The organism is Achromobacter sp. ACM03, from assembly GCF_014851665.1.
GTDB lineage: Bacteria > Pseudomonadota > Gammaproteobacteria > Burkholderiales > Burkholderiaceae_B > Achromobacter > Achromobacter aegrifaciens.
This window is the reverse complement of record NZ_JACVAD010000004.1, coordinates 199,730-219,214: the sequence shown is the minus strand read 5'-3', so window position 1 is coordinate 219,214 and position 19,485 is coordinate 199,730. Positions and strand designations below refer to the sequence as shown.

Below are 19,485 nucleotides of genomic sequence, written 5' to 3'. Positions count from 1 at the left end.
GGCGTGGCCCGGCCGCGCTTGACGCTAAAACTCGAACATCAGTGACGCAGCCAGTACGGTGCTCTGGGTCTTCAGGCTTTCTGGTTTCTTCAAGGGCCAACCCGCCGACAGGTCGTAACTCGCGCTCAGGCCGGGCAGGGCGATCCGGCCGCGCATGCCGGTCACCGCGCCGATCAGCGTGCGGCCGGACAGGTACTCCGCCGACGGGCCTCCGACCCGTCCGACGTCAAACCCGGTGTAGAGCTGCTGACCCAGATCGCCGAGGTTCAGCGACAGGTCTTGGCGCAACGTCCAGCCGTCTTCGGCGGCCAGCGTCATCTCGCCATCGAAGCCGCGCACGGCGTAGCGATTGCCGATGGTGAAGTAGTCCGCCGGCACCAACGCGGTCTTGGCGTGCTGGATCTGCCAATTGGCCTGATACGCCACTTGCTGGCCCGCCACCTTGAACGGCAGATGCAGTCCGGCGTTGGCCGTGAGCAGGGTGCTGCGCCCGTTCCAGTCGGGATCGCCGTAGATGTAGCCGGGACGGTCGGAGAACTGCGGCAGCGTTCCGCGCACGCCGCCGCCTACGTCCAGCGCGGCGGGGCCGATGTACTGGCGATGCCCATAACCGAACTCATAGCCGGTGATGTCGCGTCGCTGCACGTCGATATCGACGTCGTTGATGGTGCTGTTGACGCGCTTGCGCAGGAATTTCAGCGTCACCGTGCCCTTGTAGGCGCCAGCCCGATAAGGCACCACGGACACGCCCGCCTCGATCTGCTTGGTGGTGCCGCCGTAGATGACCGGCTCGTCCAGACCCGCCACGGTCTGGCGATAGCGCGAACGGCTGGCGCCGGCGAACAGCGTCCAGTACCCGAAGGGAATGCTGTAGTTCATGGAGGCCGCGCGCGTTCCGGCATCATTGCGGCGTAGCGCGGCGTTGCTGTTCCATGAAACCGACAACTGGTCGTACAGGAACAGCGGAGAATCCAGCGTGAGGCCGGCGTTGATCTGTTCCTTGCCGGTGGACTCCATGCCGCCGTTGTCACCGCCCAGATAGGCATGCCAGCGCTTGCCGCTGCCGGGCTTGATGAGGATGTCGGAGTCGCCGACGCTCGGACCTGGCTCCACGTCTATGGTGGCATCGGCCTGGCCGCCAAGCCGCCGGATGTTTTCCAAGGCCTGGTCCAGATCGCGCTGATTCAGTTCGCCGCCCGGGCCGGTCGGCAGCGCCGTGCGCCACCAGCCCGCGGCGCCCTCGCTCTGGACTGCCGAAATGCGGCCTGGCACGTAACGCAACTGCAACTCGCCTGCGGCCAAGGTTTGCTCCGGCACCAGTACGCGCGCGGTGATCAATCCTTGAGCGATGAGCAGCGCGTGCAAATGCTCCTGCAACTTCTTCAAACCCTGTCCGCCCAGGCAGGGGCCGATGGCGGACTCGGCCGCGCGGCGCAGCGCCGACGGCGGTTCGGGGGAGTCCCATTGCACTTCGCGCAGCACGAAGCACCGGCTTTCCTCGGGAAAGACCAGCGGCCCTTCCCCCGCGGCCGGCGCCTCGGGCGCGGACAGGACGTCTGGACGCTGCGCGGCGCGCGCGCGCTGCGCCTCGAGCTCCTGTTCCTGGCGGCGCTGGATCTCGGTGGCGCGGTCAGCGGCCGCGGGCAGTATGGGTTGGGCTGCCAAGGGGGATGCGAACACCGCCAGCAAGGCCACTGCGGTCAGCTTCATATGAAAGCCATTGCTTCTGGATTTTTCTTAATGAAACCGCCCGCGGATGCAGCGATTGCGCCTACCTGCAAAGGTCTGTTCGTTTTCATTTGGGAGGGACTACGTGCAAATGCGCGGTTCTGGTTGTTTGGCGCAATGCACGAATTCTGGTCAGCAAGATTTGTCGCAAGTTAAGCGAATGGCAGGCCGTTCCGCACCAGAAAATTCTGATAGTTGACAGTAGAAGAGCGCTTTTTCGGCCCTCAATGCCCCGCCCGGCGTCCTCGGAAGGCTGTGCCACAATTGCGCCCATGCACCAGGACAACCGCCTACTCCACTCCTCCCTGGCCACTCAGGCCGCGCAGCTCTCCTCCGCCTGGAAAGTCGCTTTCGAGACGCGCGCCGTGGCCGACGCGCTGGCCGGCGTAATCGCCCATGTGGACAAGCGCCTGGAAGAAGGCGCGGTGGTCTATCCGGCCACGCCTTTCCGCGCCCTGCACGGCCTGGAGCCGTCGGACGTGCGCGTGGTGATCCTGGGGCAGGATCCCTATCACGGGCCGGGCCAGGCCCAGGGGCTGGCCTTCTCGGTGCCGGACGACTGCAAGCGGCCGCCCAGCCTGCGCAACATCTTCAACGAAATCGCCCAGGAGTTTCCGGGCACACGCGTGCCGGCCGGCAACGACCTGAGCGTTTGGGCGGAACAGGGCGTGCTGCTGCTGAACACCGCGTTGACCGTGGAAGACGGCCAGCCGGCCTCGCATGCCAAGCGCGGTTGGGAAACGGTGACGGACGCGTTGATCTCGCTGGTCGCGCGCGACCCGTCGCCCAAGGTTTTCATGCTGTGGGGCGCGCATGCCCAGGCCAAGCGGGCGTTGCTCCCGGACAACAGCGGCCACCTGGTCCTGATGTCCAACCACCCCTCGCCCCTGTCCGCCAGAAGGCCCCCAGTACCCTTCCTGGGCTGCGGCCACTTCCTGGCCACCAATCAGTGGCTGACCAACCAAGGGAAAAACCCTATTGATTGGGAGCTGGACAAAAAAATAATTCCCATGCAGGGCGAATTCGGGTTATGATCGCCGCACTGCACAAAACGAGTTCGGCATTTACCGCCTTGATTTAGCGGAAATTTTCGCAGTCTGCCGGGTGACACAGCCCCGGCCCCATGCCGAACATCATCGATTCCTGACCTCCTTTCCTTTCGCCCTGCGTTCCACTCAGTACACGAGAACGCGCCACGCGCACGGTTGATTCGGTCGGCACGATGCTCCATCAACCGTCGCCTGGATCCGGCCGCCTAATCCCCTGGCCCGACCAAGCACTGCGTCGCATTGATTGCGGCAAGGGAAAGTAATGTCTTTCGAAAACCTGGGTCTTGCGCCCGCTCTGTTGTCGGCCATTCAAGACGCTGGCTTCACCTCCCCCACTCCCGTCCAAGCTTCGGCCATTCCGCAAGCGCTGGCTGGCCACGACCTGATGGTGTCCTCGCAGACGGGTAGCGGCAAGACCGCGGCCTTCATGCTGCCGGCCCTGCACCGCATCGCCCAGATGCCCGCCAACAAGGGCGTCGGCGTGCAAGTGCTGGTGCTGACCCCGACCCGCGAACTGGCCCTGCAAGTCACTGACGCCACCGCCACCTACGGCCGCAAGCTGGCCGACCTGCGCACCGCCACCGTCGTGGGCGGCATGCCTTACGGCGCGCAGCTCAAGGCGCTGTCGCGCCGCGTGGACGTGCTGGTCGCCACCCCCGGCCGCCTGATCGACCACCTGAACTCGGGCCGCGTCAAACTGAACACCGTGCACACGCTGGTGCTGGACGAAGCCGACCGCATGCTGGACATGGGCTTCATCGAAGATATCGAGACCATCGTCAGCCGCCTGCCGGAAGGCCGCCAGACGCTGCTGTTCTCGGCCACGCTGGACGGCACCGTCGCCAAGCTGGCCTCGCGCATGATGCGCGAACCGCAGCGCATCGAGATCGCCGGCGCCAAGGAAAAGCACACCAACATCACGCAAAGCCTGCTGTACGCGGACGACGCCAGCCACAAGATGCAGCTGCTGGACCACGTGCTGCGCGACGCCTCGCTGGACCAGGCCATCGTCTTCACGTCGACCAAGCGCGGCGCCGACGATCTGGCCGACCGCCTGGCCGACCAAGGCTTTGCCGCCGCCGCCCTGCACGGCGACATGAACCAGCGCCAACGCACCCGCACGCTGTCGCAACTGCAGCGCGGCCAACTGCGCATCCTGGTCGCCACCGACGTGGCTGCCCGCGGCATCGACGTGCAAGGCATCAGCCACGCCGTCAACTTCGACCTGCCGATGCAAGCCGAAGACTACGTGCACCGTATCGGCCGTACCGGCCGCGCCGGCCGCAGCGGCCTGGCCTTCACGCTGGCAACGCATTCCGAGCGCCATAAGGTCCGCCGCATCGAGCACTACATCGGCCAATCGATCACCCCCGAAGTGATCGCCGGCCTGGAACCCAAGCGCACCCCGCGCCCCTCGGCTGGCGGCGCCGGCCCGCGTGGCGGCAAGCCGTTCGGCAAGCGTCCCGGCGGCGGCTACCAGGGCAACCGCGAAGGCCGTTCCTTCGGCGGCCCGCGTGGCGAATTCAAGCCGCGTGAAGGCGGCTATCAAGGCAACCGCGAGGGCGGCCCGCGCGAAGGCGGCTACCAAGGCAATCGCCCGTTCGGCGACCGCCCGGCCCGTTCCTTCAGCGATCGTCCGAGCTTCGGCGACCGTCCGCAGCGTGAAGGCGGCTACCAGGGCAACCGCCCCTTCGGTGACCGTCCGCAGCGCGAAGGCGGCTTCCGCGGCGGCGACCGCGATTCGCGTCCCAGCTTCGGCGACCGCCCCAGCTATGGCGACCGCCCCCAGCGCGATGCCCGCCCGTTCAGCGAGCGCGGCCCGCGTGAAGGCGGTTTCCGTGGCGGCGACCGCGACTCGCGCCCCAGCTACAACGACCGCGCCAGCTTTGGCGACCGCCCGAGCTTTGGCGACCGTCCCAGCTTCGGCGACCGTCCGCAGCGTGAAGGCGGCTTCCGCGGCGGCGACCGTCCGGAAGGCGGTTTCCGTGGCAAGCCCTCGTTCGACAAGCGCCCCGGCGGCCCCGCCAAGCGCTTCGGCAAGTCGGCTGACCGCCGCGGCTAATCCGCCCGCTTGAACCCAACACAAACCCCGCGCCTGTCGCGGGGTTTGTTTTTTGGGAAAATGACCGCTTGTCCACGCACCGCCCGACCATGCAACGATCCGCCCCCGCCAACCTGCCCGCCCTTACTCCCGCCGCCGAGGAACACAGCGCAGCCGCTGCCGCGCATCTGCGCGCCACCATCGCCGCCCATGGCGGCTGGCTGTCGTTCGACCACTGGATGGCGCAGGCTCTGTACGCGCCCGGGCTGGGCTATTACGCGGCCGGCAACGTCAAGCTGGCCGAGGCCGACGGCGACGTCCGCACGCCTGCCGGCGACTTCGTCACCGCGCCCCAGCTGACGCCGCTGTTCGCCCGCACGCTGGCCCGCCAGGCCGCCCAGGTGCTGCGCCAGACGCAGACCGACGCCGTGCTGGAATTCGGCGCCGGCACCGGCGCCCTGGCCGAAGGCGTGCTGCGCGAACTGGATGCGATGGGCCTGGATCAAACCCGCTACCTGATCCTGGAAGTGTCGGCCGACCTGCGCGCCCGCCAGGCTGAAAGGCTGGCGGCATTCGGCGAGCGCGTGCAATGGCTGGACGCGCTGCCCCAGCGCTTTGCCGGCTGCGTGCTGGCCAACGAAGTACTGGACGCGATGCCGGTGTCGATCTTCCGCTGGAGCGATACGGGCGAGGTGCTGGAGCGCGGCGTGGCGGTGGACGCCGCGCAAGGCTTCGTCTGGGAAGACCGCCCGGCGCCGCCGGCGCTAGCCGCCGCTGTCGCCGCCCGCATGCCGGCCCTGCCCGGTTACGTGTCCGAGATCAACCTGCAAGGCGAAGCCTGGATCGCCGCCATGGGCGGCTGGCTGGAACGCGGCGCGGCGCTGCTGCTGGACTACGGCTTTCCGCGCAGCGAGTACTACCATCCGCAGCGCGCCGGCGGCACGCTCATGTGCCACCTGCGCCATCACGCCCACGGCGATCCGTTCACCGCGCCGGGCCTGCAGGACATCACCGCGCACGTCGATTTCACCGCCATGGCGGATGCCGCGCTCGAGGCCGGCATGCAAGTCCTGGGCTATACCTCGCAGGCCCGCTTCCTGATGAATGCGGGGCTGATGGATCTGTTGGCGCAACTGGATCCGAGCGACGTGCAGCAATACGCGCAAGCCGTGGCGCCCGTGCAGAAGCTCTTGTCCGAATCGGAGATGGGCGAACTGTTCAAGGTATTGGCGGTGGGACGCGGCATCACCGAACCGCTGGCAGGGTTCTCGCGCGGCGACCGGTTGGGCAAGCTGTAGGAACGCGTGGCGGCCTCATAGGCATGGCCGCCACGTTTTCAGATCCATAGCGGAATCACTGCGCCCGCAGGCGCTCCAGGCGCGCGGCGCGCACCTGCTCCTTGATACGCGCCGGATCCCCGGCGCAAGCTTTGGCGATGGCTCCAGCATCCACGCCGCGTACGACCGCCACGCGCGACTGCCAAGCCGCTCGGTCCACGGAGCGCAGCACGGCCGCCGCATCCAGCAGATCCAGAAAGCGTTCCGGCTTGCGCAGCGCATCGGCGCGCTCCATCAGCGCCAGTTGCGCGTCCGCGGGATCGGCGCCTTGCTCCACCGCGTCCAGCCCCGCCAACACTTCCGGCAACAGCCGCGCGTAATCGTTGCATTCCGTGGGCACGCGCAGGCGGCGGCCCATGGCGTCGCGTTCAGGCGTCAGCCGGCACAGCAAGGCATAGCGGCCCGGCAGCGACAGGCCTTGCGCGGCCGCGCGATCCACGTCGGCCGCGGTCTGTTCCACCCCTTGCAGCTCGGGCATCACGCGGGCCAGCGCGCCGCATTGCTGCAGGATGCCCAGCATGCGCGACGGCGCCGCCGCCATCAGGCCACGCGACAATTCCTTCCAGACCCGTTCTGCCACCAGCGCGTCGGCCTCGCCGGCCTCGACCATGCGGCGGCACAGCGCCAGGGTCTCGGGCGCCACGGAAAAATCGGCAAAGCGCGCCGCGAACCGGGCCAGCCGCAGAATGCGTACCGGATCCTCTTCGAAGGCCTCGCCAACGTGGCGGAAGATGCGGTCGCGCACGTCGGCGGCCCCGCCCAGGGGATCAACCAGCTCGCCGTCCTGCTTCTGCGCGATGGCGTTGACGGTCAGGTCGCGACGGCGCAGATCCTCTTCCAGCGTGACGTCGGCGCCCGTATAGAACGTGAAGCCCTTGTAGCCCCGCCCCGACTTGCGCTCGGTGCGCGCCAGCGCGTATTCCTCTTTGCTGCGCGGATGCAGGAACACGGGGAAATCGCCGCCCACGGGCACGAAGCCGCGGCGAGCCATGTCCTCGGGTGTGGCGCCAACCACGACCCAGTCGTGGTCGCCGGGGGGGAGGCCGAGCAGCGCATCGCGCACCGCTCCGCCCACGATATAGACCTGCAGGCCGTCCGTGGCCGGATCCCGCGTCATGGGATCGAAGTGCTTTCCGCGCCCAGCGGCACGATGTTGCCCAGGCGTTCCTTCAGGGACTGGGGCTGGCCGGTGAACATGGCGGCGTAATACACCGAGTTGGACATCACGTTCTTGACGTAGGTGCGCGTCTCGTTGAACGGGATGGTCTCGGCAAAGATCGCGCCTTCCACTGGATGCGTGAAGGTCGAGCGCCAGTTGTGCGGACGGCGCGGGCCGGCGTTATAGCCTGCGCTGGCCAGCATCTGCGAACCGTTCAGGTCACGCAGCACCATGTTCAGGTAGTTGGTGCCGAGTTCCGTGTTGGTGTCGAAGTCGTTGACGCTGTCGGGCGTGAAGTTGCTCATGCCGATTTTGCCCGCGACCCACTTGGCCGTAGCCGGCATCAGCTGCATCAGGCCGGAAGCGCCGACGTGCGAGCGCGCGTCCATGATGAAGCGCGATTCCTGGCGGATCAGGCCATAGACCCAGGCCGGATCCAGCGCGATGGCGTTGGCCTTGGCGGTGACGCGGCCTTCGAAGGGCGCGATGAAGCGCTGGCTGAAGTCGAACTCTTTTTCCGTGCGGTCGGAGGTGTTGACCACGCGGTCGTAGATGTTCTCGGCGCGCGCCAGTTCGGCGGCGGCCATCAGCTGGCGGTCGCTCATGCCGCGCAGCGTGAAGTTCCATTCCGGCACGGCTTCGGCGCGCCAGCCCAGGCGGAAGAGCTGGATCGCCCGGCGCAGGCCGGGGTTGGCGCGGGCCTCGGTGATTTCCTGGTCGCTGAGGGGCGCGGGGCGCGGCGGCACGGTGATGCGGCGGCCCAGTTCCTCGGCGGCCAGCTGGCCGTAAAAGTCGAAGCGGTCGGCAATGCTGGCGTAGGCGGTGGCGGCCTGTTCCTTGTTGCCGCGCGCGGCCTGGCCGCGGGCCTTCCAGTAGATCCAGGACGAATCGGCCTGCTGCGAGGCGGGCATCTGGTCGATGGATTCCATGACCCATTTCCAGTCGATCTTGGGCTGGCGCAAGGCGGCGCGCACCTTCCAGGCGGCGTTGTATTCCGTCATACGGATGTGGCCGGCCTCGTGGTACCAGTCGTCCGCGCGGCTGTCGAGATTCAGCGCGGCGACCAGCGCGTACTGGCCGCGGACCCAGGCCAGGTTCGACTTGGCCATGGACTTGGACCAGTCCCCGGACTTGCCCCATTCGCGGCGCAGGTAGGAATCCGCCACGCTGACGTCGGAACGCGCCAGGCGCGCCAAGGCGATCGTCACCAGTTCCTTCTCGTTGCGGCCCACGGGTTGACGGCTCTGGCGCGTCAGCCACTTCATGGGGTCCTTCATGAGCTGGTCATAGGTTTTCAGGTCGCCCGGCTCGAACATGTACTGCGCGAACTTGCGCGCGTCGGCGGTCTTGTTGGCTTCGATGGCGTCGCGCAGCTGGGGTTCCAATTGCTCCCAACCCATGATGCCGTCGGCGACCAGCTGGTCGTACAGCGCCCAGCAGGCGCCGCCCGGCGCGAACACGGCCGCGGCCTGCGCCGCCGTGGCGCGCTGCCCGGTCATGTGCTTGGCATCGAGGATGGCGCACTCGATCTGCGCATTGCTGTTCTTCACGGGCGCGAGCTTGCGCACGGTTTCGAAGTCTCCGCTGCGGGCCGCGGCCAGCAACCAGTCGCCGCGCAGGCGATCGGCCAGGTAGGCGTCGGAATTGCCGCTGATGAACTTCTGCAGGTCGGCGGTGGGCCGGCCGGTGGCGGGAGGCGTCCACAACTGGTAGCGCAGCAGCCAGTATTCGGGGTACATGCCCAGCGGATCCGGCTTGGCCTGCGGCACCAGCGCGCCCAGCACGGACCACTGCTTGCGGTTCATGGCTTCGCGCGCGGCAACCACGGCGGCCAGCGCGGGCGTCTGGGAAGTCGGCGGCAGGCCGGCCAGCACCGCGGGCGGCACGGAAATGGCGGGTTGCGCGGCCTGAACGGCGGGCTGAGGCTGGGGCTGGGTGTTGACCGACGCGCTGCGCTGCTGCGCGTCCACCGGCGCACAGGCCGCGGTGAACAGCGCCAGAAGCGGCAGCCAGCGGCGCAGGCCGGGAGCGGCCTCGGTGGCGGCGGCGGACCCGGATTTCCGCGCGGTTTTCTGATACCGTCCGGGTTGCAGAGTCTGTGTCATGCCCTGTCCCTCATACACTGGCCTTGCCGTACGCCAGCATGCCGGCAATCCACCTGTTCGTCCGCATGCGTCCGCACATTCGCCATCATTTGTCCATCCCTCTTACAGCCACCGCATGACTACGCAAAATACTCCAGAGGATACCGCAGTACCGCTACGCGCGCGATTGCGGAAACTGCGCGCCGAACTGCCGGAAGACCAGCGTAGCCGCGGCGGCCTGCTCATGCGCGCGCGCCTGTTCACCTGGCTGAATGTGGCGCGCGATGAGGCCGTGCGCGCGGGCCGCCCCGCGCCCGCTACCGTGGCCGCCTTCTGGCCCATGGCCGACGAACCGGACCTGCGCCCGCTGCTAGAACAATGGGTCGAGAACGGCGTGACCGTGGCCCTGCCCGTGGTGCGCGAACGCAATGCCCCGCTGGCCTTCCTGCCCTGGACGCCGGATGCCGAATTGCGTGCCGGCCCCTACGGCATCCAGGAACCCGTCGCCGGCGCCGAACTGCTGCCCGACGTGGTGCTGGTCCCCACCCTGGGCTACACCGAACAGGGCGACCGCCTGGGCTATGGCGGCGGCTATTACGACCGCACCCTGGCCGCGCTGCGCGACCGCGGCCACCCGTTCATCGCCATCGGCATCGCCTGGAGCTGCGGCGAGCTGGACGCCGGTTATGAACCCGCCGCCCACGACTTCCCGCTGGACGCGGTACTGACCCAGGACGGCTGGGTGCCCCAGGCGCCGCTGGAACAAGGCGGCACCAGCGGCACCACGCTGCACAGCTTCCGCATGAACTGACGCACCAGTTCTGCTCCACCAGTTTGCACCAATACGGTGCACGACCTATCATAGGGACTGCCGCCGGGCCTAGCAGCGCCCGCGCACTTCCGTGCGCTTTCTTCGGCAGCGCCGCCCCACCCGTTCCCCTGGCCAAGCATTTCCGCGCCAGCCCCGCTGACCCCGATCCACCCGCCAGCCCCGGCCAATCCGCGCCTGGCGCCCACGCCATCCCCTGGCCTCAGCCGCCGCGGCGATGGCGCCGCAACGCCCTTCGGAGGATATTGGTCCTCAGGGGCGCCCCCCGCGCGTGCCGGCCAGGCTGGCATGCGGGTTGCTTAATCCATTGCAACCGGCCGGACATTGGCCGGACGGCGGCCGTGCGCGAGCCGGCTGCCGGCACCTGTACCGGAGGAGCCATGAAGGACAGATCATCCCGTCCCGCCGCCTATGACGAAATGCGCGACAGCGCCGGCGGCATACGCTCCCACTACCAGGCTTTCGAGCGCTGGCATGACGAGCAGTCCGCGCAGGCCATGGCCGCGCGCCGCCTGGAAGCGGACCTGAGCTTTCGCCGGGTCGGCATCACGTTTTCGGTGGCGGGCGACGCGGCCGGCACCGAACGCCTGATCCCCTTCGACCTGATCCCGCGCGTCATCCCCGCCGCCGAATGGCGTCTGCTGGAAGCCGGCCTGAAGCAGCGGGTACGCGCGCTCAACATGTTCATCCACGACATCTATCACGGGCACGACATCGTGCGCGCGGACGTGGTGCCCGCCGAGCAGGTATTCCTGAACGCCCAGTACCGCCCCGAGATGCAGGACGTGGACGTGGCCGAGGACATCTACTGCCACATCGCCGGGGTGGACATCGTGCGCGCGGGCGCGGGCGAGTTCTATGTGCTGGAAGACAATTTGCGAGTGCCGTCCGGCGTGTCCTACATGCTGGAGAACCGCAAGATGTCGATGCGGCTGATGCCCGACGCCTTCGGCCGCATCAAGGTGGAGCCGGTGGCGCACTACCCGGACCTGCTGCTCGACAACCTGCGCGAAGTCGCGCCGCACGGCGGCGACGATCCCACCGTGGTGGTGCTGACGCCCGGCATGTACAACTCGGCCTACTTCGAACACGCCTTCCTGGCGCAGCAGATGGGCGTGGAGCTCGTCGAAGGCCAGGACCTGTTCGTCGAGCAGAACACCGTCTACATGCGCACCACGCAGGGGCCGCGCAAGGTGGACGTGATCTACCGCCGCCTGGACGACGACTTCCTCGATCCGCTGTCGTTCCGCGCCGATTCCGCGCTGGGCGTGCCCGGCCTGCTGTCGGTGTACCGGGCCGGCCGCGTGACGCTGGCCAACGCCATCGGCACCGGGATCGCCGACGACAAGTCCACCTACCTGTACGTGCCCGACATGATCCGCTTCTATCTGGGCGAGGAGCCGATACTGTCCAACGTCCCCACCTGGCGCTGCAACCGGCCGGACGAACTGTCGCACGTGCTGGCCCACATGCACGAACTGGTGGTGAAGGAAGTCCATGGCTCGGGCGGCTACGGCATGCTGGTGGGGCCGTCGGCCTCGCGCGCCGAGGTCGAGGCCTTCAAGGACCGCGTGCGCGCCAACCCCGCCAATTACATCGCGCAGCCCACGCTGGCGCTGTCCACCGTGCCGACCTACGTGGAATCGGGCGTGGCGCCGCGCCATGTGGACCTGCGCCCCTACGTGCTGTGCGGCAAGGACATCCGCACCGTGCCGGGCGGCCTGTGCCGCGTGGCGCTGACCGAGGGCTCGCTGGTGGTCAACAGCAGCCAGGGCGGCGGCACCAAGGACACCTGGGTGCTGGAGGAGGACTGAACATGCTGAGCCGAACCGCCGACAATCTGTTCTGGATGTGCCGCTACACCGAACGCGCCGAAAACACCGCCCGCATGCTGGACGTGAACCTGCAGATGTCGCTGCTGCCGCAGGACGCGCAGCGGCGCGAAGGCTCGTGGCTGGGCGTGCTGCGCATCTCCGAGCTGCAAGGCCTGTACCAGAGCAAGTACGCCTCCATCTCGCCGCACGACGTGCTGCAGTACATGGTGCGCGATCCCGAGAACCCCTCGTCCATCTATTCCTGCATGCGCGCCGCCCGCGAGAACGCGCGCGCCGTGCGCGGCAGCCTCACCACCGAGGTCTGGGAAACCTACAACACCACCTGGCTGGAACTGCTCAAGCACCTGCACACGGGCTTGCTGGAACGCAACCCGGGCGAGTTCTTCGAATGGGTCAAGTTCCGTTCGCACCTGGCGCGCGGCGTCACCATCGGCACCATGCTGGAGGACGAGGCCCTGTACTTCCTGCGCATCGGCATGCACCTGGAACGCGCCGACAACACCGCGCGAATGCTGGACGTGAAGTTCCATGAACGCGGGTCCAACGGCCACGATGGCCGAACCGAGGGAGCCGGCGCGGCGGCGCTGCAAAGCGAGTTCTACCGCTGGTCGGCGCTGCTCAGCTCGGTGTCCGGCCTGGAGATTTACCGCAAGGTATATCGCGACGTCATCACCCCCGACCGCGTGGCCGAGCTACTGATCCTGCACGGCGACATGCCGCGATCGCTGCTGGCCTCGATGCGCGCGGTGGCCGACGACCTGGCGCGCGTCTCCAACCAACGCTCGACCGAAACCGAGAGGCGCGCCGGCATGCTGTGCGCGGAACTGCAATACGGCCGCGTCGAGGACATCCTGGACAGCGGCCTGCACCAGTACCTGGAGCACTTCCTCGACCGCATCAACGATCTGGGCAACCGGATCAGCCAGGACTTCCTGGTGCCGCTGTCGGCCTAGACCGGAGACCGGAATGAAACAGATCATCACCCACGTCACTCACTACCGCTATACCGCCCCGGTCACCTACAGCATCCAGACCTTGCGGCTGACCCCGCGCGACGACGAACACCAGCGCGTGCTGCGCTGGCACATCGAAGCGCCCGGCGAGCTGGACAAGCAGGTAGATGCCTACGGCAACATCACGCATACGCTGACGCTCAACCAGCCGCACACCGACATCGAGCTGCGCGTGGTCGGGCAAGTGCTGGTGGCGCCGCTGGAACGCGGCCTGCTGGGCAGCGAGGACAGCCGTCTGCCAGTGCACGCCTATTGCGTGCAGACGCCGCTGACCCAGGCCGACGACACCGTCATGGCCTTCGTGCGCGACGCGCTGCCGGGCGGTCTGCATACGCCGGACGACGTGCTGGCCCTGGCGACCGCGGTCAGCGACCGCGTCGCCTACGAGCCCGGCACCACCGATGTCACCACCGCCGCCAACCAGGTGCTGGCCATGGGCCACGGCGTCTGCCAGGACCATGCCCACCTCTTCCTGGCCTGCGTGCGCGGCCTGGGCGTGCCCGCGCGCTACGTCAGCGGCTACCTGTACACCACCGCCGAACACGCCGCCAGCCACGCCTGGGCCGACGTCTGGCTGCCCGACGTGGGCTGGACCAGCGTGGACATCACCAACCGCCAGTTCGCCTCGGACTGCCATTGCCGGCTGGCGGTGGCGCGGGACTACGACTCGGCTTCGCCGGTGCGCGGCGTGCGCAGCGGCGGCGGCCAGGAATCCATGGAGGTCAGCGTGCAGGTCCAGACCAGCGCCCAGCAGTAACATCCCGCCAGCCGCGCCGCAATACAATGCGGCGTGGTTTTCCCTAATTCTGATCATGACCTACTGCGTCGCAGCCCGCCTTGATTCCGGCCTGGTATTCCTGGCCGACTCCCGCACCAACGCCGGAGTCGACCAGATCAGCGTCTTCCGCAAAATGACCGTGTTCGAGCGCCCGGGCGACCGCGTCATGGTGCTGATGAGTTCGGGCAACCTGGCGGTCAGCCAGGCGGTGCTGAACGCGCTGGCGCGCCAGCACGACGAAGGCGGCGAAACCGTCTGGAACGCGCCCGACATGTTCGAGGCCACCCGCCGCGTCGGCGCCGCGGTGCGCTCCGTCTATCACCACGAAGCCCCGGCCCTGCGCGAGCAGGGCGTGGACTTCAACGTCAACCTGATCTTCGGCGGCCAGATCGGCGCCGAACGCTGCCGCCTGTTCCAGGTGTATTCGGCCGGCAACTTCATCGAAGCCGGCCAGGAATGCCCGTACTTCCAGATCGGCGAAGCCAAATACGGCAAGCCCATCCTGGACCGCGTGCTGCGTCCCGACACCTCGCTGGACGAAGCGGCCAAGTGCGCCCTGATCTCCATGGACTCCACGCTGCGCTCCAATATCTCGGTGGGCCTGCCGCTGGACCTGCTGGTCTACGACACGCACTCGCTGCGCGTCACGCATTTCGCCAGCATCGACGAGCACAACGAGTACTTCCGCATGATCCGCGGCACCTGGGGCGAACGCCTGCGCCAGGTCTTCGCCGAGATCCCGGACCCGCTGTGGACCAATCCCGACTCGCCCGATTCGCTGGTCCCTCCCAGCCGCGTGCACCAGCCGCTGCGCGCGGAGCCGATGGATGCGCCCGTGTCGAACTATCCGGCGCCGCAGGTGTTGGCTGAAGATCCGGGGAAGGATCAGGCGAACTAGGGGCGGTTTCCGGCAGGAACATGCCAAGCCTCCCAGGCCAGAACCCGGGACTCCGTCTGATACCGCAGGCTTCCGCGCGCATTTATGTGTTCCGGACGCCTTGATCCCTTGCAGCACGACCGGAATCTGCTTTACAGTTTCTTCAACGTATATGCACGCCATATGCCCACCTTCCGAGGCCCGCGCAATTCATTGCTGCGGGCTTTCGTGTTTTTGTGCGGCATGAATCGTTGCCATTTTGAATTTGGGTGCGATCTTTCCATTCACTGAAGGAAAGCCAGCCGTCTCCCGCGCCCTACACTGCTTCGATTCGTATGCAAGCCACGTGTCGGACAAAGGGTTACGTCATGCATTACGTCATGTATCTGGACGAGTTCGGCCACATTGGCCCATTCGTCTCTCGTGATCACGACAAGCACCGGACAAGCCCGGTGTTCGGCTTCGGGGGGTTGGTCCTGCCTGTTGAATCCGTGCGCGAATTCGCCATCTACTTCTACAAACTGAAATGCCATCTATTGAAGTTCGAACTGGAACGGCAAGACCAACCTGCGTACCGCTGGGAAAAGAAGGGCGCGCAACTCTATACCGTCCGGAATGTTGAAAAGTACCAGCAGTTGCGGACCGCAACGGGGCGTTTGCTGAACCGGATCAGACAGATTGGCGGACACGTGATTTACAGCGGCGAGCAAAAGACAACAGACGCGGCATCGCATCAACCCGCGGAGATCTTCAAGCAGCAATTGCTACGCATAGTCCGGCGCGCGGATCGCTTTTTCTCGGCAAGGCAGGCCACCTTCATGCTTTTGATCGACGAGCAACAGGCGGGCAGCCGATGGCGCGAAATGAATGTCGAAGCCTGCACGCTGGCGATGTTCGAAGATGCCACCGACCGATGCAGAACGCTGGTCGAGCCGCTGATTCAAGGTGAGAGCCACCTGTTCCAGACCCTTTAATGTGCTGACTGGATCTGCAGCTTGGTGGGCCGGCTGTGCGCCTTCCAGGTGGCGTCCGCGCAGTACAGGGGCTGGGAGATTTTTCACCGTTACTTTCATGACCGCGTGCAAGCCGCAGCCCTCCCGTGCAGCGGACTCGGTTCGCAGGAAGAGCAGGAAAATCCCCCGCTCATATCGCCTTCCGCGTAAACCCTCCTTTCCAGCAGCCGAAACCCGGCTTGCGGAACCGCGAATTCTCATCCGGGCGCTGTCGCGCCACACTGGTGTCCGGCCGTCATGCTTTGCCTTGGGGGCCCCGACAACACCACAAGGAGCGAGACATGCCCCCTATCTACGCGCGCGCCCTCAAGCGTGCAGCATGGCCCATGCTGGCCCTGTCCTGCCTGGTTTCTGGCACCGCCGGCGCGCAAGGCGCCTATCCCAACCATCCCATTTCGCTGGTCGTGCCGTTCGCAGCGGGCGGGCCGACCGATGTCGTGGCGCGCAGTCTGGGCGCGTCCATGTCCAAGACGCTGGGCCAAAGCATCATCATCGAGAACCGCACCGGTGCGGGCGGCACGCTGGCGTCCCAGCACGTGGCGCGCGCCGCGCCCGATGGCTACACCTTCCTGATCCACCATAACGGCATGGCCACCGCGCCGGCGCTGTACCGCAAGCTGTCATTCAACCCGCTGACGGACTTCGCCTATGTCGGCCAGGTGGCCGACGTGCCCATGACGCTGCTGGGCCGCAAGGACCTGCCCGCGGACGGCATGAAGGACTTCATCAAGTACGCCAAGGAAAACGGCAACAAGATCAACCTGGCCAACGCCGGGCTGGGCGCGGTGTCGCAGCTCTGCGGCATGTTGCTGCAGGAATCGCTGGGCGTGCAGTTCACCACCGTGCCCTATGCCGGCACGGCGCCGGCGATGACCGCGCTGCTGGGCGGCCAGGTGGACGTGCTGTGCGATCAGACCACCCAGACCATTCCGCAGATCAAGGCCGACCGCGTGAAGCTGTACGGCGTCACCACGCTGGAGCGCATCAAGACGCTGCCTGATGCGCCGACCCTGCAGGAGAACGGCCTGAAGGGCTTCGAGGTCAAGGTGTGGCATGGCGTCTACGCGCCCAAGGGCACGCCGCCAGAAGCCGTCGCGAAGTTCAACGAGGCCCTGCGCGCCGCGCTGAAGGATCCTGCCTTCACGCAGAAGATGGCGGAACTGGGCGCCGAGATCGTGCCGGAATCCAAGCAGACGCCGCAAGGCCTGCAGACCTGGCTGCAATCCGAGGTCGACAAATGGGGCGGCATCATCCGCAAGGCGGGGGTGTACGCCGACTGATGGCGCGGCGGGCGGCGGCGGTTGCTGCTGCCCGTTCATGAATATATATTCGCGTGCATGAGTACGAACGACGTAAAAAGCGCCAGGCGCGTCCTGGACATCCTGCAATTCTTCGCCGCGACGCGGGCGCCGGCCACGCTGTCGCAGCTTTCGGCCGGACTGGGCATCCCCAAGTCCAGCTGCCTGGCCTTGCTGGACACGCTGGAAGGCGACGGCTACGCGCATCAGACTGCGGGCCGTTATTACCTCACTCGCCGCTGGCTGAACGAGGCCCGCACGGTGGCCGAGCATGACCAGCTGACCACACGCATCCGGCCCACGCTGGAGGCGCTGCGCGACGAATTGGACGAGACCCTGATCCTTGCGCAACGGTCGGGCGACCAGGTGGTCTACCTGGACGTGGCCGAGCCCGAACGCATCGTGCGCTTCACGGCCAGGGTCGGCCAGCAAAAACCGCTGCATGCATCGGCCTCCGGGCGTGCCCTGCTGGGCGCCATGCCGCCTGCCGAACGCGAGGCGCTGGTCGCGCGCCTGCCCCTGGACCGCTATACCACCAAGACGGTCAAGACCCACAAGCAACTGCTGCAGCTGATCGATTCCGAAGCCCGGCGCGGCTGGCACGTCAATCTGGCGGAGCATCAGGCCGATACCCTGTCGGTTGCCGCGCCGCTGGTGTTGTACGGCGCCGTGCTGGCGCTGGTCGTGGGCGCTCCGCTGGACCGTTCCGCCTCCCGCGCCGACCTCATCGGCCAGACCTTGCTTGCCGCCGGCCGCGAACTCACGCAACGCCTGGACAGCCCGGCGCCCGCCGTGACTGCCTACTAAGGCCAGCCCCTAAAAGGGCTTCCGCCGCTCCGGCCGCCTGGCTGCCCCAAGAGGCGCCTGGCGGCCGCGCCTTTACCTCCCCTTCCTGCTTTCCGCCGCGTCACCCGCGCTGGCGGCGCGCGCCTGCGTCCTCTGCGGCTGCGCAGGCTCCTGCGGGTTTACGACTAGGCAAAACCATTGCCCGCCTTCGTTCATGAATATAAACTTTTGTTCAAGAGTAAGAACGCGGATCGGGATTACCGGTAGCGGCCGCTCGAATTCCGGGCCAATACCCCGGCGCTCTCTACATGAAGGAAAGAACATGGCTGGCCTTTATTACGAACAGTTTTCGCCCGGGCAGGCGTTCGAGCATGCCTGGACCCGCACCCTGACCGAAATGGACAACGTGCTGTTCAGTTCCCTGACGATGAACGTGCAGCCGCTGCATCTGGACGCGCATTTCGCCGCGCAGACGGAGTTCGGCAAGCCCCTGGTCAACAGCCTGTTCACGCTGGGCCTGCTGATCGGCATGACGGTCAACGACACCACCTTGGGCACCACCGTGGCCAATCTGGGCATGACCGACGTGAACTTCCCCAAGCCGGTTTTCGCTGGCGACACCTTGCATGTGCACACCCGCGTGCTGTCGGTGCGCGAGAGCAAATCGCGCCCCAACGCGGGCATCGTCGAGTTCGAGCACACCGCGCTGAACCATCGCGACGAAGTCGTGGCCACGTGCAAGCGTTCGGCCTTGATGCGCAAGCGTCCGGCCTGAGCTTGCCGCCGTCCAGGAGGACCACGATGACCCGCTCCCTGCTGTTCGTGCCCGGCGATTCCGGGCGCAAGTTCGATCACGCGGCCGCCAGCGCCGCCGATGCCCTGATCCTGGACCTGGAAGACTCCGTCGCCCCGGACCAGAAGCCTGCTGCGCGCAAGGAAGTCCGCGCCATGCTGGAACGCGGCGCGGCAGGCAAACAACTATGGGTGCGCATCAACGCGCTGGAGGGCGGCGACGCCCTGGCCGATCTGACCGCCGTGATGCCCGCCACCCCCTACGGCATCGTGCTGCCCAAATGCGCCGGCCGCGATGGTCTCCTGCACCTGTCGCACTATCTGGACGCCTTCGAGGCCACGGCCGGCACGGCCCCTGGCGTCACACGCATCCTCGCCATCGTCACCGAGACTGCGCAGTCCCTGTTCAGCCTGCACGACTACCGCGACGCCACGCCGCGGCTGTGGGGGCTGTCCTGGGGTGCGGAAGACCTGGCCGCCGACGTCGGCGCGCTGCGCAACCGCGAGGCGGGCCGCTACACGGAGCCCTTCCGTCTGGCGCGCTCGCTGTGCCTGATGTCGGCCGCCGCGGCCGGCGTGCGCGCCATCGACACGGTCTGCGTCGACCTGGACGCGCCCGAGGTTCTGGCAGCCGAGGCCGGCGAAGCCTTTCGCGACGGCTTCGTCGGCAAGATGGCCATCCATCCGCGCCACGTAGCCGCGGTCAACGCGGCGCTGAGCCCGGACGACGGCCAATTGCAATGGGCCCGCGCGGTCATTGCCGCCTTCGCCGCCAACCCGGGCGCGGGCACCTTGCGGCTGGACGGCAAGATGATCGACCGCCCGCACTTGCGCCTGGCGCGCCGCCTGCTGGGGGAGGACTGAAC

16 protein-coding genes are annotated in these 19,485 nt (G+C 67.1%); 13 read left to right on the top strand and 3 right to left on the bottom strand.

All coding sequences use genetic code 11. The features are described 5' to 3' along the window. Positions 1-24 precede the first annotated feature (24 nt). Positions 25-1,710: a ShlB/FhaC/HecB family hemolysin secretion/activation protein gene (locus tag IB257_RS20315; protein WP_192492724.1), complete on the bottom strand. Its 1,686-nt coding sequence runs from the start codon at positions 1,708-1,710 to the stop codon at positions 25-27. Positions 1,711-2,000: 290 nt separating this feature from the next. Between IB257_RS20315 and IB257_RS20310 the strand changes: the two genes are divergently transcribed. From IB257_RS20310 to IB257_RS20300, 3 genes are all read left to right on the top strand, one after another. Further along, complete coding sequence (locus IB257_RS20310; protein ID WP_175213009.1) at positions 2,001-2,762, top strand: uracil-DNA glycosylase; 762 nt, start codon at positions 2,001-2,003, stop codon at positions 2,760-2,762. Positions 2,763-3,039: 277 nt separating this feature from the next. Further along, a complete protein-coding gene (locus IB257_RS20305; protein WP_054456966.1) occupies positions 3,040-4,839 on the top strand; it encodes a DEAD/DEAH box helicase in 1,800 nt (599 codons plus the stop codon). 89 nt (positions 4,840-4,928) lie between these two features. After that, entirely contained in the window at positions 4,929-6,116 is a 1,188-nt protein-coding gene (locus IB257_RS20300) for a class I SAM-dependent methyltransferase (RefSeq protein ID WP_054456968.1), read from the top strand. Between the two features lie 55 nt (positions 6,117-6,171). On the opposite strand, the gene IB257_RS20295 is transcribed toward IB257_RS20300, so the two are convergent. Both IB257_RS20295 and IB257_RS20290 read right to left on the bottom strand, forming a co-directional pair. Next, a complete protein-coding gene (locus IB257_RS20295; RefSeq protein ID WP_192492723.1) occupies positions 6,172-7,272 on the bottom strand; it encodes a CCA tRNA nucleotidyltransferase in 1,101 nt (366 codons plus the stop codon). Continuing rightward, positions 7,269-9,419 carry a lytic transglycosylase domain-containing protein gene (locus tag IB257_RS20290; RefSeq protein WP_192353129.1) on the bottom strand — a complete coding sequence of 717 codons (2,151 nt, stop codon included), beginning with the start codon at positions 9,417-9,419 and terminating at the stop codon, positions 7,269-7,271. The genes IB257_RS20295 and IB257_RS20290 overlap by 4 nt, the downstream gene beginning before the upstream one ends. Positions 9,420-9,534: 115 nt before the next feature. Here IB257_RS20290 and IB257_RS20285 point away from each other — a divergent pair, with 115 nt between their 5' ends. The 10 genes from IB257_RS20285 to IB257_RS20240 all read left to right on the top strand — a co-directional run bounded on the left by IB257_RS20285 (position 9,535) and on the right by IB257_RS20240 (position 19,483). Then, on the top strand, positions 9,535-10,209 hold the full coding sequence (locus IB257_RS20285; RefSeq protein WP_054456975.1) for a 5-formyltetrahydrofolate cyclo-ligase: 675 nt from the start codon (positions 9,535-9,537) through the stop codon (positions 10,207-10,209). A 398-nt stretch (positions 10,210-10,607) separates the two neighbouring features. Then, the gene (locus tag IB257_RS20280; RefSeq protein WP_054456977.1) at positions 10,608-12,041 is read left to right on the top strand and encodes a circularly permuted type 2 ATP-grasp protein; all 1,434 of its coding nucleotides are present in this window, start codon (positions 10,608-10,610) and stop codon (positions 12,039-12,041) included. A gap of 2 nt (positions 12,042-12,043) precedes the next feature. Further along, positions 12,044-13,015 carry an alpha-E domain-containing protein gene (locus IB257_RS20275; RefSeq protein WP_054456979.1) on the top strand — a complete coding sequence of 324 codons (972 nt, stop codon included), beginning with the start codon at positions 12,044-12,046 and terminating at the stop codon, positions 13,013-13,015. A gap of 13 nt (positions 13,016-13,028) precedes the next feature. Then, positions 13,029-13,832 (top strand): transglutaminase family protein, encoded by an 804-nt coding sequence (locus IB257_RS20270; protein WP_054456981.1) that lies wholly within the window; start codon positions 13,029-13,031, stop codon positions 13,830-13,832. Positions 13,833-13,887: 55 nt separating this feature from the next. Then, positions 13,888-14,751: a proteasome-type protease gene (locus IB257_RS20265; RefSeq protein WP_054456984.1), complete on the top strand. Its 864-nt coding sequence runs from the start codon at positions 13,888-13,890 to the stop codon at positions 14,749-14,751. A gap of 347 nt (positions 14,752-15,098) precedes the next feature. Then, positions 15,099-15,704 carry a DUF3800 domain-containing protein gene (locus IB257_RS20260; RefSeq protein WP_225589048.1) on the top strand — a complete coding sequence of 202 codons (606 nt, stop codon included), beginning with the start codon at positions 15,099-15,101 and terminating at the stop codon, positions 15,702-15,704. Between the two features lie 320 nt (positions 15,705-16,024). Further along, entirely contained in the window at positions 16,025-17,023 is a 999-nt protein-coding gene (locus IB257_RS20255; RefSeq protein WP_119450164.1) for a tripartite tricarboxylate transporter substrate-binding protein, read from the top strand. 57 nt (positions 17,024-17,080) lie between these two features. Beyond that, the gene (locus IB257_RS20250; protein ID WP_192492722.1) at positions 17,081-17,848 is read left to right on the top strand and encodes an IclR family transcriptional regulator; all 768 of its coding nucleotides are present in this window, start codon (positions 17,081-17,083) and stop codon (positions 17,846-17,848) included. 301 nt (positions 17,849-18,149) lie between these two features. Next, positions 18,150-18,602, top strand: a complete 453-nt coding sequence (locus tag IB257_RS20245; RefSeq protein ID WP_054456992.1) for a MaoC family dehydratase — start codon at positions 18,150-18,152, stop codon at positions 18,600-18,602. A gap of 26 nt (positions 18,603-18,628) precedes the next feature. Further along, positions 18,629-19,483 (top strand): CoA ester lyase, encoded by an 855-nt coding sequence (locus IB257_RS20240; protein ID WP_192492721.1) that lies wholly within the window; start codon positions 18,629-18,631, stop codon positions 19,481-19,483. Positions 19,484-19,485 lie beyond the last annotated feature (2 nt).

Bases quoted from the DNA above. Each gene is read 5' to 3' on its own strand.
- IB257_RS20315 (WP_192492724.1), bottom strand. From the start codon at position 1,710: ATGAAGCTGACCGCAGTGGCCTTGCTGGCGGTGTTCGCATCCCCCTTG.
- IB257_RS20310 (WP_175213009.1), top strand. From the start codon at position 2,001: ATGCACCAGGACAACCGCCTACTCCACTCCTCCCTGGCCACTCAGGCC.
- IB257_RS20305 (WP_054456966.1), top strand. From the start codon at position 3,040: ATGTCTTTCGAAAACCTGGGTCTTGCGCCCGCTCTGTTGTCGGCCATT.
- IB257_RS20300 (WP_054456968.1), top strand. From the start codon at position 4,929: ATGCAACGATCCGCCCCCGCCAACCTGCCCGCCCTTACTCCCGCCGCC.
- IB257_RS20295 (WP_192492723.1), bottom strand. From the start codon at position 7,272: ATGACGCGGGATCCGGCCACGGACGGCCTGCAGGTCTATATCGTGGGC.
- IB257_RS20290 (WP_192353129.1), bottom strand. From the start codon at position 9,419: ATGACACAGACTCTGCAACCCGGACGGTATCAGAAAACCGCGCGGAAA.
- IB257_RS20285 (WP_054456975.1), top strand. From the start codon at position 9,535: ATGACTACGCAAAATACTCCAGAGGATACCGCAGTACCGCTACGCGCG.
- IB257_RS20280 (WP_054456977.1), top strand. From the start codon at position 10,608: ATGAAGGACAGATCATCCCGTCCCGCCGCCTATGACGAAATGCGCGAC.
- IB257_RS20275 (WP_054456979.1), top strand. From the start codon at position 12,044: ATGCTGAGCCGAACCGCCGACAATCTGTTCTGGATGTGCCGCTACACC.
- IB257_RS20270 (WP_054456981.1), top strand. From the start codon at position 13,029: ATGAAACAGATCATCACCCACGTCACTCACTACCGCTATACCGCCCCG.
- IB257_RS20265 (WP_054456984.1), top strand. From the start codon at position 13,888: ATGACCTACTGCGTCGCAGCCCGCCTTGATTCCGGCCTGGTATTCCTG.
- IB257_RS20260 (WP_225589048.1), top strand. From the start codon at position 15,099: ATGCATTACGTCATGTATCTGGACGAGTTCGGCCACATTGGCCCATTC.
- IB257_RS20255 (WP_119450164.1), top strand. From the start codon at position 16,025: ATGCCCCCTATCTACGCGCGCGCCCTCAAGCGTGCAGCATGGCCCATG.
- IB257_RS20250 (WP_192492722.1), top strand. From the start codon at position 17,081: ATGAGTACGAACGACGTAAAAAGCGCCAGGCGCGTCCTGGACATCCTG.
- IB257_RS20245 (WP_054456992.1), top strand. From the start codon at position 18,150: ATGGCTGGCCTTTATTACGAACAGTTTTCGCCCGGGCAGGCGTTCGAG.
- IB257_RS20240 (WP_192492721.1), top strand. From the start codon at position 18,629: ATGACCCGCTCCCTGCTGTTCGTGCCCGGCGATTCCGGGCGCAAGTTC.